Origin of the sequence: Corynebacterium sp. HMSC05H05 (assembly GCF_001807265.1) — a bacterium.
Lineage (GTDB): Bacteria > Actinomycetota > Actinomycetes > Mycobacteriales > Mycobacteriaceae > Corynebacterium.
On the sequence record NZ_KV788407.1, the window covers coordinates 70,291 to 90,715 of the forward strand.

At 67.2% G+C, this 20,425-nt stretch carries 21 protein-coding genes; 14 read left to right on the forward strand and 7 right to left on the reverse strand.

Annotated elements, in window-relative coordinates:
- Window positions 1-103: 103 nt before the first annotated feature.
- Genes ilvA through HMPREF3151_RS08935 form a run of 4 tightly spaced genes read left to right on the forward strand, consistent with a single transcriptional unit; the run spans window position 104 to window position 2,689 of the window.
- Window positions 104-1,405, forward strand: coding sequence for a threonine ammonia-lyase IlvA (gene ilvA, locus HMPREF3151_RS08920; protein WP_070475180.1), 1,302 nt, complete (start codon window positions 104-106; stop codon window positions 1,403-1,405).
- Between the two features lie 4 nt (window positions 1,406-1,409).
- Window positions 1,410-2,051 (forward strand): YigZ family protein, encoded by a 642-nt coding sequence (locus HMPREF3151_RS08925; RefSeq protein WP_070475181.1) that lies wholly within the window; start codon window positions 1,410-1,412, stop codon window positions 2,049-2,051.
- 19 nt (window positions 2,052-2,070) lie between these two features.
- The gene (locus tag HMPREF3151_RS08930) at window positions 2,071-2,304 is read left to right on the forward strand and encodes a hypothetical protein (RefSeq protein ID WP_070475182.1); all 234 of its coding nucleotides are present in this window, start codon (window positions 2,071-2,073) and stop codon (window positions 2,302-2,304) included.
- A gap of 16 nt (window positions 2,305-2,320) precedes the next feature.
- The gene (locus HMPREF3151_RS08935; RefSeq protein WP_070475227.1) at window positions 2,321-2,689 is read left to right on the forward strand and encodes an RNA-binding S4 domain-containing protein; all 369 of its coding nucleotides are present in this window, start codon (window positions 2,321-2,323) and stop codon (window positions 2,687-2,689) included.
- A gap of 1 nt (window position 2,690) precedes the next feature.
- On the opposite strand, the gene HMPREF3151_RS08940 is transcribed toward HMPREF3151_RS08935, so the two are convergent.
- Genes HMPREF3151_RS08940 through HMPREF3151_RS08965 form a run of 6 tightly spaced genes read right to left on the reverse strand, consistent with a single transcriptional unit; the run spans window position 2,691 to window position 10,891 of the window.
- Complete coding sequence (locus HMPREF3151_RS08940) at window positions 2,691-3,728, reverse strand: GTP pyrophosphokinase (protein WP_070475183.1); 1,038 nt, start codon at window positions 3,726-3,728, stop codon at window positions 2,691-2,693.
- Window positions 3,729-3,742: 14 nt separating this feature from the next.
- Window positions 3,743-6,118 (reverse strand): malto-oligosyltrehalose synthase, encoded by a 2,376-nt coding sequence (gene treY / locus HMPREF3151_RS08945; protein WP_070475228.1) that lies wholly within the window; start codon window positions 6,116-6,118, stop codon window positions 3,743-3,745.
- Window positions 6,119-6,128: 10 nt separating this feature from the next.
- Window positions 6,129-6,710, reverse strand: a complete 582-nt coding sequence (locus HMPREF3151_RS08950; RefSeq protein ID WP_141741384.1) for a hypothetical protein — start codon at window positions 6,708-6,710, stop codon at window positions 6,129-6,131.
- 53 nt (window positions 6,711-6,763) lie between these two features.
- Window positions 6,764-8,152 (reverse strand): exonuclease domain-containing protein, encoded by a 1,389-nt coding sequence (locus tag HMPREF3151_RS08955; protein ID WP_070475185.1) that lies wholly within the window; start codon window positions 8,150-8,152, stop codon window positions 6,764-6,766.
- The gene (gene glgX, locus HMPREF3151_RS08960) at window positions 8,152-10,320 is read right to left on the reverse strand and encodes a glycogen debranching protein GlgX (protein ID WP_070475186.1); all 2,169 of its coding nucleotides are present in this window, start codon (window positions 10,318-10,320) and stop codon (window positions 8,152-8,154) included. The genes HMPREF3151_RS08955 and glgX overlap by 1 nt, the downstream gene beginning before the upstream one ends.
- Before the next feature lie 22 nt (window positions 10,321-10,342).
- A complete protein-coding gene (locus HMPREF3151_RS08965; RefSeq protein WP_070475187.1) occupies window positions 10,343-10,891 on the reverse strand; it encodes a TetR family transcriptional regulator in 549 nt (182 codons plus the stop codon).
- A 271-nt stretch (window positions 10,892-11,162) separates the two neighbouring features.
- On the opposite strand from HMPREF3151_RS08965, the gene HMPREF3151_RS08970 reads away from it, so the two are divergent.
- Together HMPREF3151_RS08970 and HMPREF3151_RS08975 are read left to right on the forward strand one after the other, a co-directional pair.
- Entirely contained in the window at window positions 11,163-11,861 is a 699-nt protein-coding gene (locus tag HMPREF3151_RS08970) for a nuclear transport factor 2 family protein (protein WP_141741385.1), read from the forward strand.
- Window positions 11,852-12,370 carry a hypothetical protein gene (locus HMPREF3151_RS08975; protein ID WP_141741386.1) on the forward strand — a complete coding sequence of 173 codons (519 nt, stop codon included), beginning with the start codon at window positions 11,852-11,854 and terminating at the stop codon, window positions 12,368-12,370. The genes HMPREF3151_RS08970 and HMPREF3151_RS08975 overlap by 10 nt, the downstream gene beginning before the upstream one ends.
- Here HMPREF3151_RS08975 and HMPREF3151_RS08980 read toward each other — a convergent pair whose 3' ends face one another.
- Window positions 12,371-13,417 carry a YbjN domain-containing protein gene (locus HMPREF3151_RS08980; protein ID WP_070475190.1) on the reverse strand — a complete coding sequence of 349 codons (1,047 nt, stop codon included), beginning with the start codon at window positions 13,415-13,417 and terminating at the stop codon, window positions 12,371-12,373.
- Between the two features lie 101 nt (window positions 13,418-13,518).
- Between HMPREF3151_RS08980 and HMPREF3151_RS08985 the strand changes: the two genes are divergently transcribed.
- From HMPREF3151_RS08985 to pyk, 8 genes are read left to right on the forward strand one after another with little or no spacing between them, the layout of a single operon-like run.
- On the forward strand, window positions 13,519-13,698 hold the full coding sequence (locus HMPREF3151_RS08985; RefSeq protein WP_141741387.1) for a hypothetical protein: 180 nt from the start codon (window positions 13,519-13,521) through the stop codon (window positions 13,696-13,698).
- Window position 13,699: 1 nt separating this feature from the next.
- Window positions 13,700-14,998 carry an MFS transporter gene (locus HMPREF3151_RS08990; protein WP_070475192.1) on the forward strand — a complete coding sequence of 433 codons (1,299 nt, stop codon included), beginning with the start codon at window positions 13,700-13,702 and terminating at the stop codon, window positions 14,996-14,998.
- A gap of 27 nt (window positions 14,999-15,025) precedes the next feature.
- Window positions 15,026-15,655, forward strand: coding sequence for a type 1 glutamine amidotransferase family protein (locus tag HMPREF3151_RS08995; protein WP_070475193.1), 630 nt, complete (start codon window positions 15,026-15,028; stop codon window positions 15,653-15,655).
- Between the two features lie 5 nt (window positions 15,656-15,660).
- Window positions 15,661-16,464 (forward strand): inositol monophosphatase family protein, encoded by an 804-nt coding sequence (locus HMPREF3151_RS09000; protein ID WP_070475194.1) that lies wholly within the window; start codon window positions 15,661-15,663, stop codon window positions 16,462-16,464.
- Between the two features lie 3 nt (window positions 16,465-16,467).
- A complete protein-coding gene (locus HMPREF3151_RS09005) occupies window positions 16,468-17,148 on the forward strand; it encodes a TIGR02234 family membrane protein (RefSeq protein ID WP_083290272.1) in 681 nt (226 codons plus the stop codon).
- A gap of 44 nt (window positions 17,149-17,192) precedes the next feature.
- Window positions 17,193-18,011 carry an indole-3-glycerol phosphate synthase TrpC gene (locus HMPREF3151_RS09010; RefSeq protein WP_070475195.1) on the forward strand — a complete coding sequence of 273 codons (819 nt, stop codon included), beginning with the start codon at window positions 17,193-17,195 and terminating at the stop codon, window positions 18,009-18,011.
- Window positions 18,012-18,028: 17 nt separating this feature from the next.
- Window positions 18,029-19,000, forward strand: a complete 972-nt coding sequence (gene lgt, locus HMPREF3151_RS09015) for a prolipoprotein diacylglyceryl transferase (RefSeq protein ID WP_083290273.1) — start codon at window positions 18,029-18,031, stop codon at window positions 18,998-19,000.
- Window positions 18,993-20,417 carry a pyruvate kinase gene (gene pyk, locus HMPREF3151_RS09020; protein WP_070475196.1) on the forward strand — a complete coding sequence of 475 codons (1,425 nt, stop codon included), beginning with the start codon at window positions 18,993-18,995 and terminating at the stop codon, window positions 20,415-20,417. Before lgt ends, pyk begins: the two co-directional genes overlap by 8 nt.
- Window positions 20,418-20,425 lie beyond the last annotated feature (8 nt).

A 20,425-nucleotide genomic window follows, 5' to 3' on the forward strand; every position in this document is an offset into this window, starting at 1 on the left:
CAAAAACTAATACGTGAGCATGTGTACAGCCTGAAGGTGGGCGCGAAGTTACGGTGAGGTGAAGGGGGAGTGAACGAGTGGGGCAGTTGTAGACTCGCTAACCATGCGCACAGCCACACCGAACACGTCCGACTCCGCCTTCCAGGAAGTCCACGCAGCCGACATCCGGTTTGCGCAGGGCCGGATCTCATCGGTGATTTCGCCGACCCCGCTGCAGTATTGCCCGCGCCTGTCGGAGCAGCACGGGGTGGAGGTATACCTCAAGCGCGAGGACCTGCAGGACGTGCGTTCCTACAAGATCCGCGGCGCCTACTACGGCATCTCCCGGTTGAGTGAAGACGCCCGCGCTGCCGGGGTCGTGGCGGCGTCTGCCGGCAACCATGCCCAAGGCGTGGCCTACGCCTGCCGCGCGATGGGCATCCAGGGCAAGATCTTCGTGCCCAAGCCCACCCCAAAGCAGAAGCGCGACCGTATCCGCGTCCACGGCGGCGACGCCATTGAACTTGTGATTACCGGCAACACTTTTGATGAGGCCGCGCAGGCCGCCCGCGAGGACGCCGCGGCGCGCGGAGCGACGGTGATTGAGCCGTTCGACTCCCGCGACACGGTGATCGGCCAAGGCACCGTCGCCGCCGAAATCGTGGCGCAGCTAGCCAGCATGGGCAAGGAGCTGGACTCCGTGCTGGTGCCGGTGGGCGGCGGCGGGCTCATCTCCGGCGTGATGTCCTACCTCGCCGACATGTCCCCGGCGACAAAGGTGGTTGGGGTGGAGCCGAAAGGTGCGGCGTCGCTAGGCGCGGCACGTGATGCGGGCGAACCTGTCACCCTTGAAGACATTGATCCCTTTGTGGACGGTGCCGCGGTCAAACGCATCGGCGACATCCCCTGGCAGGTGTTCAACGCTCACCGAGATGCCACCGGACTGTTCGCTGTGGACGAAGGCGCGGTGTGCACCGAGATGCTCGGGCTCTACCAGAACGAAGGAATCATCGCCGAGCCGGCCGGCGCGCTTTCCGTGGCGGGCCTCGGGCTGGCGCAGCTGGCGCCCGGCTCGACTGTGGTGTGCATCATCTCGGGCGGCAACAACGACGTGCTGCGCTACGCCGAAGTCATGGAACGCTCCATGGTGCACCGGGGTCTGCGCCACTACTTCTTGGTCAACTTCCCGCAGGAGGCCGGCCAGCTGCGCCACTTCCTCAACGACATCCTCGGGGAGGAAGACGACATCGTCCTGTTCGAGTACCTGAAAAAGAACAACCGGGAAACCGGCGCCGCCCTCGTAGGCATCGAACTCGCCCACTCGGAGGACCTCACCCGGCTGCTGGAGCGCATGGACGCCTCGCCGATTGGGTGCCGCCGCCTCGAACCCGGTACGCCGGAGTACGACTACATCGTTGCGGGCTAAGCCGATGGAGCAGTCATACGCCCGCCCCGCGGATGAACTTGTCACCCACGAGTTCGAGGTCAAGCGCTCCCGCTTCATCGGCTGGATTGCCCGCGCGACCACCGAGGAGGAAGCGCGCGAAGTGATCAACGCCGCGCGCGAGGAGTACCCGGATGCGCGCCACCACTGCTCCGCGTTCATCGTGCACCAAGACGCCGCGCAGCCCATCGAGCGCTCCTCGGACGACGGTGAGCCGTCCGGCACCGCCGGCAAACCCATGCTGGAGGTGCTCAAAGGCTCCGGCATGCAAGACGTGGTGGCGGTTGCGATCCGCTACTTCGGCGGCATCAAGCTCGGCACCGGCGGGCTGGTCAGCGCCTACACCGAATCCGTGGCTGACACGCTCGAGCACGTCACCCGCGTCACGCGCGAGGTCCGCGAGCTCGGCACCGTGGATTTCCCCCACGCGGAGGCCGGTCGCATCGAGTCCGAGCTGCGCGCTGCGGGCATCGACGTCGTGGACGTGGAATACGGGCGCGCCGCCACCTACACCCTGGCGTTCGAGCCGGGGGAGCGCGAGCGTGTGGACGCGCTGTTGGCCGCCGCCACCCACGGCGGCGCCGAGATGAAAGAGGCTGGCTACCGCTGGGTCGAACGCGGCGCGTAAGGCGCTACACTTAGACCCCATGACGATGCAGCCGCGCCCCAATGACCCGATCGCACAGCGCAAGGCCGCCGTGCGCCAGTACTCCCGCAACGCCGTCCTGTGGGCCGGCGGCGGCGTAGCCGGAGGCATCGCGTTCGGCCTGATTTTCGGTTCCTGGACCTTCCTGTTCCTCGGACTCGTAGTCGCCGTTGCAGGCGGGTTCACCAACTGGAACAAGGTCCAGCGAATCGTCAACCACAAGGACCAGTACTAGTTTGACCCAGCCAACCATGGCGGCGGTGCGCATCGACGCCTGGCTGTGGGCCGTGCGCATCTTCAAAACCCGCAGCCAAGCCGCGGACGCCGTGCGCGCCGGGCACGTCAAAATCGACGGCAAAGCCGTTAAACCGGCCCAGCAGGTCGTGCCGGGGGAGACGGTGCGCGTGTGGAAGGACCACCGCGAGTACATCCTTGAGGTGGCCGCGACTGTGAGCAAGCGCGTCGGCGCGCCGATTGCCCGCTCCTGCTACATCGACCACTCGCCGCCGCCCCCGCCGCGCGAGCTGTTTGCGGCCCCGCCGGTGCGCGACCGCGGCACGGGCAGGCCGACGAAGAAGGAGCGCCGCGAGATCGACCGGCTGATGGGCCGGCGCAAGTAACCTACTCGCCGCGCAGCAGGCCCAAGCGGTTGGTCAGCCGCTTGCGGCGCACCTGCGGGCGGTTGCCGGCGTCCCAGGTGCGCTCGATGTGCTCGGTGCCGTAGCGGTTGAGCAGCAGGTCGTCCACGATGCGCACCTGGCCCGGCACGAAGGGGTAGGACAGCGAGTTGGAGATCGCCTCAATATCGGCCGGGTTGGTCAGCTCTGCAACGTCGGAGACGTGCTCTATGCCGTGGGCTCGCAACAGCTCGGTGCAGAAGCGGTAGTCGCCTGCGCGCGAAAGCGGGAACTGGTTGCCCAGCAGTACCGTGAGAATGCCCGGCAGGGTCTCCGGCGAGATCTCCGCGTCCACCTCCGTGTTGACCTTGTCTGCTGGATCTTCCGGGTTCGCCAACGCGGCGATCTGGTCGAACTGCTGGTCCGCCAGCTCAATCAACCCAGCCGCCAGCGTGAAGGCGCGATCCACCTGCGGGTCGACGTTTTCGGTGGCTCGTTTGTAGCGGATGTCGTGCTCGAACTCCGCCCAGGCGTGCTGCAGCACGGTGCGGATCTGCACCTCGAAGACCTGGCCGACGTAGTCCTCCAGCCCCTCGGACTGCTCCTGCACCCGCACGATCATGTGGTGCGAGCCGTAGCCGAAGCCGCCGGCCACGCGCGTTTCTTCGGCCTTGTCCACGCTGCGCAGCACCTCGAACTGGTCCGCCAACAATCGCTGCACCGCCGGGATTTCGGTGGAGTGCAGCACCGTGACGCGCGCGCCGATGATGTCCTTGATGTCGTGCCAGGGGTCGGGGTAGACCATCTCGCCGTCGTCGCGCGTCTTGCGCGCCTTTTCCTTCAGCGAAGTCCAGGACTTCACGCGCGCGTCCACGCGGTCGAAGTTGATGCCAGCGTCGCGCATGAGTTCGTGCAGCGCGTGCCTGAACGTCGTCGCGGCGTCCTCGTGTCCGCGCATCCAGGCAAAGTAGGTCGACCCGAGACGGGCGATGGTGTCGTCCATCGCCTTGTTCCGGGGCTTTGCGGGCTTTGCTGTGCTCATAACGGCGGGTTAGCTTACATGGTCAACAGCACCGCGGGCAGTTCGGCGCACAGCTGCGCCATCTCCACAGTGCCGGAGAACTCCCGCCCGGTCAGCCGGTCGGTCCAGGTGCCTTCGGGCAGGGTGAGGGTGGTGCCGCGCCAACCGCCGGCGCGCTCTAAGGCGAGCGGGGTGCGGGTGGCTACGGCGATGACCTGTGGTGCGTCGTCAAGTGTGCGCACCATGGCCACCGCATGCTCGCGTGCGGGGCCGGCGGCGAAGATCGCGCGGTAGCCGCCTTCGAGGAAGAGCTGCGGGCGTTCGCGGCGCAGGTGCAAGGCGGCGCGCACAATGCGCTGCTTATCGACGTCCTCCGGTGCCCCCTCACCAGCACCCAGCGCCTGGTAATCGACGAAGCGGCGGTTGTCCGGGTCCACCAGCGAGAAGTCGAGGAATTCGGTGCCCTGGTAGGTGTCCGGGATGCCGGGGCCGACCAGCTGCAGCAGTTTGCGGCCGAGGGAGACGGTCACGCCACCGCGGTCGATATCAAGGGCGAAGTCGGCGAGAAGGCCTGTGGCGGGGCCATGCGTGAGGTGCGCAATCCACTCGGTCACTTGTGCCTCGTAGTCATGGTCGTTGTCGTACCAGCTCGTCAGCGTGTCCGCCTCACGCACAGCTTTGACCGCGTACGACTGCAGGCGCTGGGTGAATGCTTCGTCCGCGCGGCCGTCACGCGGCCACGCGCCCAGCACGTTGTGCAACAGAAACAGGCCAGTGGCGGTGTCAGGCGGCGGGGTGAGCGCGAACACGTTGTCGACGAGCTGGCTGAATTCGCCCGGCACCTCAGAGATCTCGATCATGCGGGCGCGGGTGTCTTCGCTGCGTTTCGTGTCGTGCGTGGTCAGCGTTGTCATGGTGCGCGGCCATAACCTGCTGCGCTCGTCCTGCAGGAGGTGGAATTCAGCCTGGCTGACGCCGAATCGCCCGGGTGCGCCGCCGACTTCCTGCAGTGCTACCAGACGGCACGCTCGGTAGAACAGGGTGTCCTCCACCCCTTTGGCCATCACCGCTCCGCAGACCTGGGCGAAGCGGTGGGCCGCCTCGCCGTGCGCGGCCAAGGCAGCCGCAACAAGGTCGAGCGCCGCCGCGTCAAACCCGATTGGGCTCTGGGCCAATTCCGCAATCAGCGTCGCGGTCACTCTCGATAGCGAACGGTAGTCAGCGCGGTAGACGGGCATGCCGGCAACCAGTTCCACAAGCACCTCGGTGAGCGCCGTGTCGCTGACCTGGGAGCCTGCGGAAGAGAGGCTGTCGTGGCGCACCGCGCGGGCGAGCCTGCGGATCTCCGCAACGAGCTCGTCTTCCGCAACGCGCGCTTTGAGCATCCACTCGGCCTTTTCCACAGCGTGCGCGTCCCAAGTGGTGCCGCTGAAGCGCAACGCCACCGCACCCAGCGCGGTGGCGGCGTCGGTGTTGACAAACGCGCCGTCGAATTCGCGCAAGGCATCGTAGCCGGTGGTTCCGTCGACGTTCAGGCGTGGATCCAAAGGCTCGTCCGCGGCGAGGATCTTCTCCACGATCAGCCAGGTGTCCTGGCCGATGAGCTCGCGCAGCCGGGTGAGGTAGCCGAACGGGTCGGTTAAACCGTCGGGGTGGTCGACGCGGACGCCGTCGATAAGCCCCTCGCCCACAAGTTCCTTAAGGCAGGCGTGGGTGGCGTTGAAGACGTCCTCGTCCTCCTGGCGCACGCCGGCCAGACCGTTGATGGAGAAGAAGCGGCGGTAGGTGATGATGCCGTCGCGCCAGAACATCAGCCGGTAGTGCTGGCGCTCGTGTACAGCGGCCGGGTCGTCGGAAAGCGCCGCGTAGCTGCCGGGGGCGAGCGGGAAGACGTGGTCGTAATAGGTGAGCACGTCCTCGCCGTCGATGTGTTCCAGCTTCAGCGCGTCGGTGCCGCCTGGTGCGCCGAGGACCGGCAGCGCGATCTTGCCGCCCGCGCCGTTGTCGGTGGCCCAGTCGATGTCGAAGAAGTGCGCGAAGTCCGATTCCTGGCCGTGCTTCAGCACGTCCCACCACCAGCGGTTGCGCCGCGGCACCTCCACGCCGAGGTGGTTGGGCACGATGTCCACCACCAGACCCAGCCCGGCCGAATGCGCCGCGCGGGCGAGCAGGCGCAGCCCGTCAATGCCGCCGAGCTCCGGGTTGACCACGGTCGGGTCGATCACGTCGTAGTTGTGGTTGGACTCCGGCGCGGAGGCGAAGATCGGGGAGAGGTAGAGGTGCGAGACCCCGAGTTCGGCCAGGTAGGGCACGAGCTCGGCGGCCTGGGCGAAGCCGAACTCGCGGCCGTGCGGATCGGCGTGCGGGCCGCGCAGCTGCAGGCGGTACGTGGAGGTGATCGGGCGCTTCACGCCCCACACCCTAGCGGGATTGGTCGTCGTACAGCAGGGGAAAGCCCACGGAGTAGGTCAGCACGTCCGCGCCGGGCAGGCACCGTGCCACCTCGTCGGCGTGAGCGTCGAAGACGAACAGTTCGCGCCCGTCACGGGTGGCGTAGACAAGCCCGGTCTCCGGGCGCAGCACGGCCTTGAAGTGGCGGTGCAGCAGGGTGAACGGCTGCGGGTGGGCAAGCCACCAGGCGGCGGGGCACCCGTGGCCGTCCACCTCGAAGCCGCGCGGCAGCGCCTCAACGTCCAGCGCGGCGCTGGGGCCGCGCACTAGAAACTCCACGCCGCTCTCGCGCTGCGCGCGGGCGACCAGCTGCTCGGCCGCGGCGTTCCACAGCTGGTGGGCGCTCACACCCACGGCGCCGACCTCCTGGTGCGTCAGCCCGGTGGCGGTGGGCGAGTCGAACACGCACACCAGGCCGGGCGACAGGCTGATAAACGCGGTGGAGGCGCCGAAGCCTGCGGCGATGCAAGCGCGGGTTTCCGCGCTATCCATACGCGCGAGCCGCAACGTGATCGCCGGGGCGGATACGGGTGCTGGTTGGAGAAGCTGCATGGCTACTTAGACGCAGCCTCACCCGCCCCGGTTCCCTGGAACCCGAAACTTTTTTAAAACGGCGGCTGTTCGTTAAGCCCCAGCGCCTCAAGCAGCTGGTCGGCCTGCCAGATCTGGATGTCCTGGCCCTTGTCCTGCAGCTCGCGGGCGCGCTTTTCCTTCGAGGTCACCGTCGCCCATTCGCCCACCACCAGCACGGTGGTCTTCTTGGTCACGTTCTTGCCCACCTGCGCGCCCTGCTCGGCAATCTTTTGCCAGAGCTCGCCCTTGTCGTGCGGTTCGAACTCGCCGGTCAGCGTGACGTTCTCGCCGTAAAGCGGGGAGTTCGGGTCCGCGTCGGCGTTCGGCTCCGGCACGGTGTCCGGGGTGGCCACGGACTGCCAGGGCCGCTGGGGGCCTTTGCTTTGCGACGGCTTCGCCGGGCCCGCCTGATTCGACCCCTGCGGCGCCGCAGAGGCCGCGACCGCCGCGGACACTCCGCCCTGGGCTGCCTTCTCCGCCTGCACCGCGCGGCCCGCCCCGGAGCGGTCGCGCAACACCGGGGTCACGCGCGCGGCGTCGATGGAGCCGAGCGTGAACCCGGAGTCGTGCACGAAGCTCATCAGGCTGCCGGTGTGGCCGGCCTGGCGCGCCAGGCCCACCATCACGCCGGCGCAGGCCGCGGCGTCCTCGCAGGCGTCGTGGTGGTTGTCCAGCGTGATGCCGAAGTGCTCCGCCAGGGTGGGCAGGCGGTGGTTGGCCACATCCAGCTTGGTGGCGCGGGCTTGGGCGAGCGTGCAGGCGAACAGCATCTGGGGCACCTCCACCTCGGAGGCCTGGCATGCGTCGCGCAACGCGGACGCGTCGAACTGGGCGTTGTGCGCCACTAGCGGCAGGTCGCCGACGAACCCGGCCATCTTCGGGATGCAGTCGCACACGTCCGGTGCGTCGGCGACGTCCTGTTCAGTGATGCCGTGGATGGCCACGTTGCCCTCTTCGAACTGGGACAGCGACGCCGGCGGCTTGCACAGCCAGGACGCACGGTCCACCTCTTCGCCGTCGACGATCTTCACCAGCCCGATCTGGCAGATGGAACCCCAGCGGCGGTTCGCGGTCTCCACGTCGAAACCGACGAAGGAAAAGCCCGGGATGCCGGCGCCGCCGGCCACGGTGCCGGTGGCGGGGGCGTTGCCGTGCCGTGCGTCGTCGAGAAGCTTGCAAAGCTCAGCGGGGCCCTTCTCGTCGCCGGGGGCGAACCAGATGGCTAAGGTGTCGCCGCCGGTGTCGATGTCCACGCGCGAGCGGGTCCACGCGTCACCCATAACGGAGGTGGCGCCGGCGATGTCGGCGATGGCCACCTCGCGGGACTCGCTGCCGCCGCGCAGCGACGCCGCGAGCGCGGTGGGGGTGAGGGTGAGTGCCTCGTTGGTCACGGTCAACGTTGCGCCGTGCGCGGTGATCATTACTGGCTGGCCTCCGACTTTCCTTCGCCTGCGGGTGGTTGGGTGCGGCGCAGCACCACGGTGGAACGTTGGCCCACGGTCACAGCCGCGCCGGGCTGGACCGGCTCCGCGTCCTCGCGTACGCCGAGCGCCTCGGTGGTGTCCACGACAACCTCCCACTCGTCGCCGAACTCAGCGTCCGGCACCGTGAAATCGATGTCCTCGTAGTGGGCGTTGAACATCAGCAGGAAGGAATCGTCCACCATGCGCTGTCCGCGCGCATCCGGTTCGGCGATGGCTTCGCCGTCCAAGAACACCATCAGAGCACGACCGAACGGGGTATTCCAATCGTCCTGCGTCATCAGCGTGCACTCGGGGGTGAGCCACGCGATCTCGCGGTCGTGCTCTTCATCGCCCAACGCGCCGCCCGCGAGGAAGCGGCGGCGGCGGAACACCGGGTGGTCGCGACGCAGCTCGATCAGCCGCCGGGTGAAGTCGTGCAGGTCGGCTGCCTCCTCCAGCTTGGACCAGTCCATCCAGGCGATCTCGTTGTCCTGGCAGTAGACGTTGTTGTTGCCGCCCTGGGTGCGCGCGACCTCGTCGCCGTGGGCAAGCATCGGGGTGCCCTGGGAAAGCAACAAGGTGGTGAGGAAGTTGCGGCGCTGGCGCGCCCGCAGGTCCAGCACCTCCGGGTCGTCCGATTCACCCTCGACGCCGCAGTTCCAGGAACGGTTGTGGCTCTCGCCGTCCCGGTTGTCCTCGCCGTTGGCCTCGTTGTGCTTGTCGTTGTAGCTGACCAGGTCGTTGAGGGTAAACCCGTCGTGGGCGGTGATGAAGTTGATCGACGCGGTAGGCCGGCGGCCATTGTGCTGGTACAGATCAGACGAGCCGGTCAGCCGCGAGGCGAACTCGCCGAGGGTGGAATCCTCGCCGCGCCAGAAATCGCGCATGGTGTCGCGGTACTTGCCGTTCCACTCGCTCCACAGAGCAGGGAAGTTGCCCACCTGGTAGCCGCCTTCGCCCACGTCCCACGGCTCGGCAATGAGCTTGACCTGGCTGACCACCGGGTCCTGCTGCACCAGGTCGAAGAAGGTGGCTAGGCGGTCCACGTCCGAAAACTCGCGGGCCAAGGTGGAGGCGAGGTCGAAGCGGAAGCCGTCCACGTGCATGTCCGTGACCCAGTAGCGCAGCGAATCCATGATCAGCTGCAGCGAGTGCGGGTAGCGCACGTTGAAGGAATTTCCGGTGCCGGTGTAGTCCATGTAATGGAACTTGTCGTCGTCCACCAGCCGGTAATACGCCTCGTTGTCGATGCCTCGGAACGCGATGGTGGGACCCATGTGGTTGCCCTCGGCGGTGTGGTTGTACACCACGTCCAGGATGACCTCGATGCCCGCCTCGTGGTACGTGCGCACCATCTGTTTGAACTCGGCCACCGCGTCGCCCGGGGCGGTGGATGAGGCGTAGTTGTTCTCCGGGGCGAAAAATCCGAACGTGTTGTAGCCCCAGTAGTTGCGCAGGCCCAGATCCCGCAAGCGGTCGTCTTGCAGGAACTGGTGCACCGGCAACAGCTCAATCGCGGTCACGCCCAGATCCTTGAGGTAGTCCACCATCACCGGATGCGCCATGCCGGCGTACGTGCCGCGCAGGTCCTCCGGGATGCCGGGGTGCGTCTGCGTCATGCCTTTGACGTGGCACTCGTAGATGACGGATTCGCCCTCAGGAATCTTCGGCGCGCGGTCGTCGCCCCAGTCGAAGAACGGGTTGATCACCACGGACAGCATCGTGTGGCCAAGCGAGTCCTCTTCGTTGCGGCCCGTGCCCGGCTCGTCGGCGTGCACGTCGTAGGAAAACAGGGAGGAGTGTTGGTCGAATTCGCCGTCGAAGGCGCGCGCGTACGGGTCCACCAGCAGCTTGTTCGGGTCGCAGCGTTTGCCGTTGTGCGGGTCCCACGGTCCGTGCACGCGGTAGCCGTAACGCTGGCCGGGGCTCACGCCGGGCAGGTAGGCGTGCCAGACGTGGTTGTCCACTTCCTCCAGCGGGATGCGGGTCTCCGCCCCGCCGTCGTCGATGAGGCACAGCTCCACTTTCTCCGCGACACCGGAGAACAGCGCAAAGTTCGTGCCTGCGCCGTCGAACGTGGAGCCCAGGGGGTAGGAGGAACCGGGCCAGACAATGGTCTCACTCATGGGGCCACAGCCTAGTGCCCCCTCAGACACTTCGCTTCAGGCCGTCGAGCAGGAAGGCCACTGCCGCTGCGTGCTCGTCCGCGCCGTCCGTCTCCTCGTCCGCGCCGGTGGCCTGCGCCAGCTGCGCGGCGGATTGCTGCACCGCCGCATCGCCTAAGGTCAGCCGCAGCAAACCGAGGGCCGCGATGCGCACATTGCTTATCGACGCAGCTTCGCCCAGCCACGCCCTCACCGAGGCCGCGAACCTGGTCTCCAACTCTTTTTGCACCTGCGAGCCCGGCTGGCTCACCGCCGCGACTACGACCTCTGCGCCGTCGCGGGTGGCCAGCAGCGCCTCGCGCAGCTCGCCGCTTAAGCGTGCGGGATCAGACAGTGGGCCGTCGAAAAGCTCCTGCACAATCTCCTCCGCCATGGAGGCGATGAGTTCCTGCTTGTTGGCGATGTGCCAGTACAACGCGCCGGGCGCGACGGACAGCGAGTTGGCCACCCGGCGCATGGACACGTCCGCGAGACCGTACTCGGCGAGGATTGCCAGCGCCGCTTCGGTGATGCGCTCACGGGTTAACTGCATTCCTCCAACATAGACGCGCGCGTGGGCCGTCGGCGCGGAAAATACCTTTACGCGACCTCACAGAAACCCTCCAGAATGCTTGTATAGATGTCCAACGGGGGAAACAGTGAGTAGTTGGTACTATTTCTGACAGGTCTTCACCGCGACTGCATTTACTGATACCGAAAAGACACGGAAGAAACAGTCGCTGGTGCCAGCCCGCGCCGTATTTCCGGGCGGGTCCGACAACGAGAGGTACAGGTATACCGTGAAGTTGCAAACGAAGCAGAGCTTGGCAGTCACGACGGCGGCACTCGCCCTCGTGCTACCGCTCACCGCGTGCGGATCCGACGACGAAGGCACCTCCGGCGGTCTGTCTACCGCCGCTGAGGCTCCTGAAGCATCCGCCGCGAACTCTTCCACGGAGGCCTCTGCTGAGAAGTCTGGAAAGTCTGAGGAGAAGACGGAAAAGACTTCGAAGACCTCCGAGAAGGAGAAGAAGGAAGAGAACAAGGACGGCAAGCAGAAGTCCAACCAGGCGCAGGGCGGCGAGGAGCAGCCGCCGACACTGGTGAACCCGTTTGAAAACGGCATGCCGGAAAACACCAACGAGCCGCTGGCCAACGGTAAGGAAGGCAGCGAGGACGACCGCCGGGAGATGGAAGATACCGCCCGCGCCGTGTTGAACCCGGGCTCGTTCGCGGACTGGACCCCGACCATCCTGGAGAACTCCTGCAAGGCGGTGACCGAGCCGATGCTTGAGGAGCTTGAGCGCCAGGGCATGAGCCTGGAACAGGTCCAGGAGGCCAGCCGTCTGGCTGAGGAACAGGGCCAGGGCATCGAACTTCCAGAGACGGAGGTCAGCCTGACCGATGTGCGCATCGACGGCGACCGCGCGTCCGCAAGCTTGACCGCGAAGAGCGACCAGGGCGAAGAAACCTCGACCATGATCTTCCAGAAGGAAGACGGCCGCTGGAAGCTGTGCAACTAATCCGCAAGTCCACACTGAGCGCCGGAGCTGGGCTCCTGGCGCTCGGTTGCGTTTTGGGCATCCTCGGCGGCGGGGTGTGGGCGCTGGTGAGGCCTGCATACATAGGCGTGGTTGAAGGCGGCGGCCTGCGGGTGGATCAGGCGGAAAGTCCCGTCAACGCCGAGTTTGCGGGCTTCGGATCGTTTGCCCTGCTTACCGTCTTGGCCGGTGTCGTGGTGGCCGTGGTCGCCCTGATCTCTGCGAACCGCGGAAGGGTCCGCGGTTCGGTGGCGTGGCTGCTCTGGGCTGGCACCGTCAGCGCGGTAGCTGCGGTAGCGCTGTACATTTTCGGCGGCTGGTTCGTGGGGGTTGTGCACCCCCTCCCGTCGCCGGACGAGCTTGCGGACGGGGACACGTTGACGATGGTCCCGCCCGTGCGACCCGGTGCCGCGTGGGCGGCGGGCCCGTTCGCGGCGGTGCTGGTCTACTGGACCGCCAACCTGCTGGCCTGCACCGGGCAAGACGAGTAGTCAGCGCCTACCGGGCCAATCCACCACCGAGTGGCCGGCCGTCTGCTGGCTCACGTGGTCGATGGCCGCCAGACACGCCGCCATGGCCGAGATGACAAATTCGCCGACCTGCTCAGGTGCGGCGCCCTCGGAGACGAGCATGGTGGACTCGGCGTGCATGTGCGCGGCACCGTCGAACTCGTGCAGGTAGGCGGAGGTAGCGCAGGTGCGCTCGTTGACATCGTTGCACACCAGCCATAGCGGCAAGAACGCATCCAAGGCGTCGCGGCCGGTGTCCCACATACCTGTCACTCGGGCATAGCGCGTGCCCGGTTCGCCGTCGATAGTCAGGGCAAAGGCCACGCCGTTGACGCCGGTGGCAATCACGTCGTCGTCGCCCACGCCGTAACGGAAATCCAGTTGCTCCAAGGCGTCGGTGAGATCGTCGATGCCCACCGGCGCGATGTCACCTGCCGGGCCGCCCACTTCGCGGTAGAGCTCCGGTGCCGTGGACACCTCCTGCCTGCCGCCGCGCGGCAAGTGCCGCAGCGAAGGGTGCCTGCCCAGCAACACGTCGGTGTCCTGGGTGCGCAGGAGCTGCGGCGGTAGCGGCTGGTCCAGGCCCGCGTCTACGAAACGCTCGCGCAGCTTCCGGTAGAACGCGGCGGCGTGCTCGAGGGTGTCGACCAATTCGGCGGCCAGTTGATCGTCGCTAAGCCCATGCTTGATGTGCACCCCGCGGCGCATCCGCGCGCACAAATCCCCGGATTCCAGCAGGCGGAAGCTCGCCCATGGCCCGACCCGGTCGTGGTTCCACGTGTTGATGAAGCGGGCGAGAGCGCCTGAGTGCTCGAAGTCTGTGGGGATGCGCTCTGCGGTGTCGATGACCAGCGCCATCGGGCGGGAGTAGTCCACCCAAATCGCCACAGTAAAAGCGTGAGCCCCGATGACCAGGCGGTCCGGACGCACCATCGGCTCGAAGCCGAGGCCCTCCAATACGGCAGCGACGCGCTCGAGAGTGACCTCGCCGGGGCGCTGTCGGCCCACCGGTGCAGCGTGCTTTCCCATACAGCGAGCATAACGCCCGATGCGAAGCCAGCGCCCTTGGATTCCGCCGCAACGTCTACAATGTCGGCGGAATCGACTTGGTTGCGAAGGAGGTCATTGCGGTGTCCGCTGTCGGGAATCCGATTTTGGTGGTGGTGCTCAGCCTTGTGGCGGGGCTTCTCGTCGGCGGAGTGTGGTCCAGCTACCAACGCGGCGCTCCGCGTGCGGTCACCGCCGTGCTCGCGCTTTTGGCTGTCATGGCCCTGCTCTTCGCGGCGCTGATGCTTCTGGAGGTGATGTGAGATGGCATGGTCCAAACAGCCGCTGACCCGCGGGGAAGTTGAATCGTTGACCAACGTGTGGCGCGCCCGCGGGTTGATCCCCGTGCTCGTTGCGGTGGCTTCGGCGTTCGCGGCGTGGGCGCTGCTGCTGCCGGTGGTGCCCACCGCGGTGATCGACGCGGGCCAGCCAGCCTCCCTGGCAGGGCTGTCCACCGGCGTGTTCATGTTCGCCACCGTGATCACGCAGATATTCACCCCGAAAGCGCTGAAGACGTTCGGCTTCGGCTGGGTGCTGGCCATCTCCTCGCTGCTGCTGGGCATCCCGGCGTTCGGCTACATGCTCGGCATGGACGCCGCACCGCTGCTGACCGTCAGCGCCATCCGCGGTATCGGCTTCGGCGCACTGTCCGTGGCGGAAGCCGCCATCATCGCCGAGCTTGTGCCGCTGCGACTGTTGGGCAGTGCCACCGGCATCTTCGGCATGGTCGTCGGCCTCGCACAGATGGTGGCGCTGCCGTCAGGCCTGGCGCTGGTGGACAAGATCGGCTACGACGCCGTGTACATGATCGCCGCCTCCATCGGCGCAATCTCGCTGGTGGCCTGCCTGGCCATCCCGCCCATTCCGCCGGCGGACCCGGACGCGGAGACGCAGCAGAGCGTGCGCGTGCCCATGTGGCACCTCGCGCTCGTGCCGGCGCTCGCCTTGATGTTTGTCACCACCGCCTACGGCGCGATCACGAACTTCCTCCCGGTGTCCATGCGTGAGCTCGACCCCGTCTCCGGCGCAGCGCTGGCGGGTGTGATGCTGGCGGTGCTCAACTTCGCCGCGATGGTGGCGCGCTACGTCGCCGGGCGGATCATGGACCGCCGCGGCTACCCGGGCAGCGTCATCATCCCGTGCCAGATCATCGCCGCCCTCGGTGTGGCGCTGATGGCGATGATCCTGTCCATGGAGCTGCCAGCGTGGACCATGCTTATCGCCGCGCTGTTCTACGGCGCAGGTTTCGGCGGGGTGCAGAACGAGGCGCTGACGATGCTGTTCTACCGCCTGCCGCGCCACAAGACCTCGGAGGCCTCGGCGATCTGGAACATCGGCTTCGACGGCGGTACCGGCTTAGGCTCCACGTTCTACGGGATGCTGGTGGCGCAGATGGCGTTTGCCCCGGTGTTCGGCATCGCCTCTGCGGTGATCACCATCGGCCTTGCCATCACGCTTCTGGACCGCCAGCTGGGCCGCCACCGCGTGGTGGAAGTGAACAACCTGTCCGCGCGCCTGAAGTCCGTGCAGGTCCCGCGGCCCTACCCGCGCAAGCGCCAGTAGTCTGCGCGGAAGCTACACTACGCACCTATGAGCGAGACAACCCCCAGCCCGACGGCCCCCGCTGTGGCAGTGTTCGACACGTTTTCGGGGACAGACCCGGCAGTGGAGGCGTTGCGCGACGCATTGCGGGCTGAGGGGGTAAACGCGGAGGTCACCTCGGACCCGGCGAGTGCCGTCGCCGCGGACGGACTGGTCGTGGCCGCCTCCGGTGACGCCGCCGAAGCGCTGCGGGCACTGCGCACCGCTCAGGCTGATCGCGTTGTGGGGCAGCGTCTCGCCGGATCGCGCCCGGTGCTTGTGGTCGGCGCCGCCATGGACGCGCTGTTCGAGCACGGCGCGGACGGTGCGGCTGGGTTCGGGGAGTGGCCGGGAGGCGTCGAGAAGCTTGATGCCCCCGTCGAGCGGGCGGAGGTTGCTGCCGCGGACGGTTCGCAGATGCTCGACGGTGCCCACGAGTTCGAGTTCAACGCCGCCACCGGCGCCCGCGATTTCGAGCTGAAAGAGGACGAGTTCATCGCCTACCCGAAGCTGAGCTGGGCGGGCGAGGTGCTGGCCGCGGTGGAAAACGGCCCGCTGTGGGCGACGCGTTTCCACCCCGAGGCCTCCGGCGAGGCTGGTACCGGTGTGCTTCGCAACTGGATCGCGCAGCTGGGGTAAGCACGATGACGGATGTGACGGGGAACCTCGAGGCCGCGGAGGCGGCGGTTGATGCTGCCCGCGAGATCTTCGTCAACGAACTCGGCGCCGCGCCCGCCCTGCACAAGGGCTCGGGAGACTTCGCCACCGCCGCGGACCTGGCGGTCGAAGAGCTGCTGCGCGACAAGCTCACCGGTGCCACCGGCATCGGCGTGTACGGCGAGGAGCAGGGCGGCGAGCTGGACGCACACGCGTGCTGGGTGGTGGACCCCATCGACGGGACGTCGAACTATTCCACCGGCAACCCCAACTGCGCGATCCTGGTCTCCCTGCTGGTGGAGCGGCAGCCGGTGGTGGCGGTGGTGGACGCGCCGCTGCTGGATATGCGCATGACAGCCGTGGACGGCGAGCCGGCCCACCTCAACGGGGCCGCGCTGCCGCCGGTGAGTGAGGCGTCGTCGGCGCCGCACGTCGGCGTCGGCTCCCTGTTTTCCCGCGACCGCAGGCGCATGCCGTCGAACCAGCGCCTGGATCTGGCGGGCGAGCTGACCCGGGCGCACCTGCGTCCGCGGATTAGCGGCTCGGTGGGCATCGACTTGGCGTTCGCCGCGCAGGGTATCTACCAGGCTGCGGTGAGCTTCTCCCCGCACGTGTGGGACAACTCAGCCGGTATCTTGCTGGCGCGCAGCGCAGGTGCGGTGGCCACCGCTGGCGACGGCACACCGTGGGAGCCCGGCAAAGTCGGGGCGGTGGTGGGCACGGCCAAAGCCCACGCCGCGGTGATGGAGGCGATTCGGAGGGTACGGGTTGATGCGGGCGAGGAGGATTAACGCATGACTACGGCTGCAAAACCAGACAAGAAGGCTGCCCGTGAAGGGGCGATCACGCTCGGTGTCGCGGGCGCGCTGACTTGGATAAGCTCGCGGATGGACTGGGTGCGCGCCGAGTTCGTCGACGACATCTCCGGCGGCGGCGAGGCCAGCGTCAACGGCGCGGACTGGTCCACGGAGACCGGCGCGATTGCGGTGCTGCTGCTTGCCGGCATGGTCGCAGCATTTGCTTTGCGGCGCCTCGGCCGCCGCGTCATCGGCGTCATCTGCGCGGCGGCGTCCGTGGGGCTGGCGGTGCCGACTGTGCGTCTGCTCACCGGCGGGGCAGACCCGGAGCGGGTGCACGCGCTGCTGACCGCTGGCGCGGACGAGGCGCAGCAGGGCAATTCCGCGCCGGCGATCGCGCAGTGGGCTGAGATCACCTCCGCCACCACGGAGGTGGCCGGCCCCGGGCTGGCGCTCGCGGCCGCGGTGCTCGGCCTGGCCGGCGGGGTGCTGCTGGTCGCGCGGCCGGGTGAGGATTCGCCGCGGCAGCACAAGTACGAGAAGGAAACCGTGCGCCGGGAGAAAGTGCGCGAGGACTTGGAGGAGGATCCGCAGTCGGGCCGCGTGCTGTGGGACGCGATCAGCGCAGACATCGATCCGACGGATCCGGATTTCCGATCCTCCAAGCCCACCCGCTAGCCTTATGCGTGACAGGCCAGGCCCCTTGCAACTGGGAGGTAGCCATGCCGGCACCGAGCACACTCGACGACGTCGTCGCTGGTGTGCTTCGCGATGTTGCTAAGCGTGAGGCCGCCGTTTCCTTCAAAGAGATCAAAGCGCGCTCGCGCGATATGGCGCCGACCCGGGATGCCCGGGCGGCGCTTTTGCGTCATGGCTGCAGCGTGATTGTGGAGATCAAGCGCAACTCCCCGGTCTTCGGCCCCACCGGCGCCGGGCTTGCCAGCATCGAGGCGCTGGCCCAGAACATCGAAGCGGGCGGCGCCCACCTCATCGCGTGCCAGACGGAGCGCTTGCGTTTCGACGGCTCGCTGGCGGACATGGCCCAGGCCAGGGCGGCGGTGGAGCTGCCGATGATGTGCCGCGACGTGATCGTGGACCCGTACCAGATCCACGAGGCGCGCTGCTACGGCGCCGACGCCATCCCGCTGCAGGTGGGCATCTTGGACCAGGCCCGTTTCGAGGCGCTGTTGGACCGCGCCGAATCTCTCGGCATGGCTGCTGTGGCGGAGGTGCGCACCCCGGAGGAGGCGGACCGCGCGCTGCGCGCGGGCGTCTCCGTGGTGGCGGTGAACTCCTGGACCTTCGACACCAACGACCTGAACCGCAACGCGTTCGCCGAAATCGCGCCCGGGCTTCCCAGCGAAGTGATCAAGATCAGCCTTGGTGGCGTGGCCACTCCGCGCGATCTGATTAACGCCGCCTCCTGCGGCGCGGACGCGGTGCTCGCGGCGGAGGCCGTCATGGCGGCCGGGGACGTGCTCTCCGCGACGCGCTCGCTGGCTACCGCGGGCCAGCACCCCGCGTGCCCGTCGCGAAACTAAATGGCACACTGTTTGGCGTGCAAACGCTGAATTTGGCCAACATTCCGTCGCCGCCGCAGGGCGTGTGGCACCTCGGTCCCATACCCATCCGCGCCTACGCGCTGTGCATCATCACCGGCATCGTCGTCGCGATGGCGATCTCGCTGCGCCGCTACAAAGCGCGCGGCGGCAACCCGGAGACGGTGTGGGACGCGGCGATTGTGATTATCCCCGCCGGCATCATCGGCGGGCGCCTGTACCACGTGATCACGGACCACCAGAAGTACTTCGGCGAGGGCAAAAACCCTTGGCAGGCGTTCAACATCACCGCCGGGGGCTTGGGCATTATCGGCGCGGTCGCGCTCGGCGCGCTCGCGGTGTGGGTGATGATGCGGCGCAAGGGGCTGCCGATTGCCCCGCTTGCGGACGCGATTGCGCCGTCGGTGATCCTCGCCCAGGGCATCGGCCGGCTGGGCAACTACTTCAACCAGGAGCTCTACGGTGCCGAGACGGACGTGCCATGGGCGCTGGACATCTACTACCGCGTCAACGAAGCCGGCCAGTACGCGCCGCTGACGGGCCGCTCCACCGGTGAGGTGATCGCGAGCGTGCACCCGACGTTCCTCTACGAGCTGATCTGGAACGTCGCGGTGTTTTTCGTGCTTATCTGGGCGGACCGTCGCTTCCGCCTCGGCCATGGGCGTGTGTTCTGGCTCTACGTGGCCGGCTACACGCTGGGCCGCTTCTTCATCGAGTTCATGCGCCGCGACGAGGCGAACCTGATCCTCGGCCTGCGCGTGAACACGTGGGTCTCCGCCATCTTGTTCATCGTCGCCGTGGCGATCTTCTTCATGCTGCAAAAGGGGAGGGAGACCCCGGAGGAGGTTGACCCGGAGTACAACCGCAGGCCCACGGCAGACTCACAGGATCGGGAGTACCGTGGGGCGCTGAAGAACACGAATAACACCGACGACAACACCGAAGATAACGAGGTTGGTACACGTGGATAGAAGGACAAAGATCGTCTGCACCCTCGGCCCGGCCGTGGCCAGCAAGGATGCGATTTTGGGCCTGGTGCGCGACGGCATGGACGTGGCGCGCCTGAACTTCTCGCACGGCGACTACCCGGACCACGAGCAGAACTACCGCTGGGTCCGCGAAGCCACCGACGAGACCGGCCACGCCGTGGGCATCCTGGCTGACCTGCAGGGACCGAAGATCCGCCTCGGCCGCTTCGAGGGCGACGGCAAAACCTACTGGGAAACCGGCGAGACCGTCCGCATCACCGTGGACGACGTCGAGGGCACGCACGACCGCGTGTCCACCACCTATAAGCAGCTCGCCCAGGACGCGAAGCCGGGCGACCGCCTGCTCGTGGACGACGGCAAGGTCGGCCTGGTCTGCACCGAGGTCGACGGCAACGACGTGGTCTGCCGCGTCACCGAGGGCGGCCCGGTGTCCAACAACAAGGGTGTGTCGCTTCCGGGCATGGACATCTCCGTGCCGGCGCTGAGCGAGAAGGACAAAGCCGACCTGCGCTTCGCACTCGAGCTTGGCGTGGACATCATCGCCCTGTCGTTCGTGCGTTCCCCGGCGGACGTGGAGCTGGTCCACGAGATCATGGATGAGGTCGGCCGGCGTGTGCCTGTCGTCGCAAAGCTTGAAAAGCCCGAGGCGGTCGACGCGCTGGAGTCCATCATCCTCGCATTCGACGCCGTGATGGTCGCCCGCGGCGACCTGGGCGTGGAGATCCCGCTCGAGCAGGTGCCGGCGGTGCAGAAGCGCGTGATCCAGATTGCGCGTGAAAATGCGAAGCCGGTGATCGTGGCTACGCAGATGCTCGACTCCATGATCGAGAACTCGCGCCCGACCCGCGCGGAGGCCTCCGACGTGGCCAACGCGGTGCTCGACGGCGCGGACGGCGTGATGCTCTCCGGCGAGACGTCCGTGGGCGTGGACCCGCATAACGTGGTGCGCACGATGAGCCGCATTGTGCGCTCCGCGGAGACCATGGGTACCGTGCCGCCGCTGAACCACATCCCGCGCACGAAGCGCGGCGTGGTGTCCTACTCAGCCAACGACATCGCCGATCGCCTCAACGCGCGCGCGATTGTCACCTTCACCACCTCCGGCGATACCGCCCGCCGCGTGGCGCGCCTGCACCCGGACCTGCCGCTTCTGGTGTTCACGCCGGTGCAGCAGGTGCGCTCGCAGCTGGCCATGACGTGGGGCGCGGAGACGTTCCTGTGCGAGGAGGTCCACAGCACCGACGACATGATCAAGGTGGTGGACCGCCAGCTTCTGGCCATGGAGCAGTACAACGAGGGCGACACCATGGTTGTTGTCGCAGGCACCCCGCCGGGAATTGCGGGCACGACGAACACCATCCACGTCCACCAGCTCGGCGAGGACACGCGCCGGCAATAACTGGTTAC

Coding starts and splice junctions, on each gene's coding strand:
- HMPREF3151_RS08995 (WP_070475193.1), top strand. CDS start 15,026: ATGAGCGAGACAACCCCCAGCCCGACGGCCCCCGCTGTGGCAGTGTTC.
- ilvA (WP_070475180.1), top strand. CDS start 104: ATGCGCACAGCCACACCGAACACGTCCGACTCCGCCTTCCAGGAAGTC.
- glgX (WP_070475186.1), bottom strand. CDS start 10,320: ATGAGTGAGACCATTGTCTGGCCCGGTTCCTCCTACCCCCTGGGCTCC.
- HMPREF3151_RS09000 (WP_070475194.1), top strand. CDS start 15,661: ATGACGGATGTGACGGGGAACCTCGAGGCCGCGGAGGCGGCGGTTGAT.
- HMPREF3151_RS08990 (WP_070475192.1), top strand. CDS start 13,700: ATGGCATGGTCCAAACAGCCGCTGACCCGCGGGGAAGTTGAATCGTTG.
- HMPREF3151_RS09010 (WP_070475195.1), top strand. CDS start 17,193: ATGCCGGCACCGAGCACACTCGACGACGTCGTCGCTGGTGTGCTTCGC.
- HMPREF3151_RS08940 (WP_070475183.1), bottom strand. CDS start 3,728: ATGAGCACAGCAAAGCCCGCAAAGCCCCGGAACAAGGCGATGGACGAC.
- HMPREF3151_RS08980 (WP_070475190.1), bottom strand. CDS start 13,417: ATGGGAAAGCACGCTGCACCGGTGGGCCGACAGCGCCCCGGCGAGGTC.
- HMPREF3151_RS08955 (WP_070475185.1), bottom strand. CDS start 8,152: ATGATCACCGCGCACGGCGCAACGTTGACCGTGACCAACGAGGCACTC.
- HMPREF3151_RS08965 (WP_070475187.1), bottom strand. CDS start 10,891: ATGCAGTTAACCCGTGAGCGCATCACCGAAGCGGCGCTGGCAATCCTC.
- HMPREF3151_RS09005 (WP_083290272.1), top strand. CDS start 16,468: ATGACTACGGCTGCAAAACCAGACAAGAAGGCTGCCCGTGAAGGGGCG.
- HMPREF3151_RS08925 (WP_070475181.1), top strand. CDS start 1,410: ATGGAGCAGTCATACGCCCGCCCCGCGGATGAACTTGTCACCCACGAG.
- HMPREF3151_RS08930 (WP_070475182.1), top strand. CDS start 2,071: ATGACGATGCAGCCGCGCCCCAATGACCCGATCGCACAGCGCAAGGCC.
- HMPREF3151_RS08950 (WP_141741384.1), bottom strand. CDS start 6,710: ATGCAGCTTCTCCAACCAGCACCCGTATCCGCCCCGGCGATCACGTTG.
- HMPREF3151_RS08935 (WP_070475227.1), top strand. CDS start 2,321: ATGGCGGCGGTGCGCATCGACGCCTGGCTGTGGGCCGTGCGCATCTTC.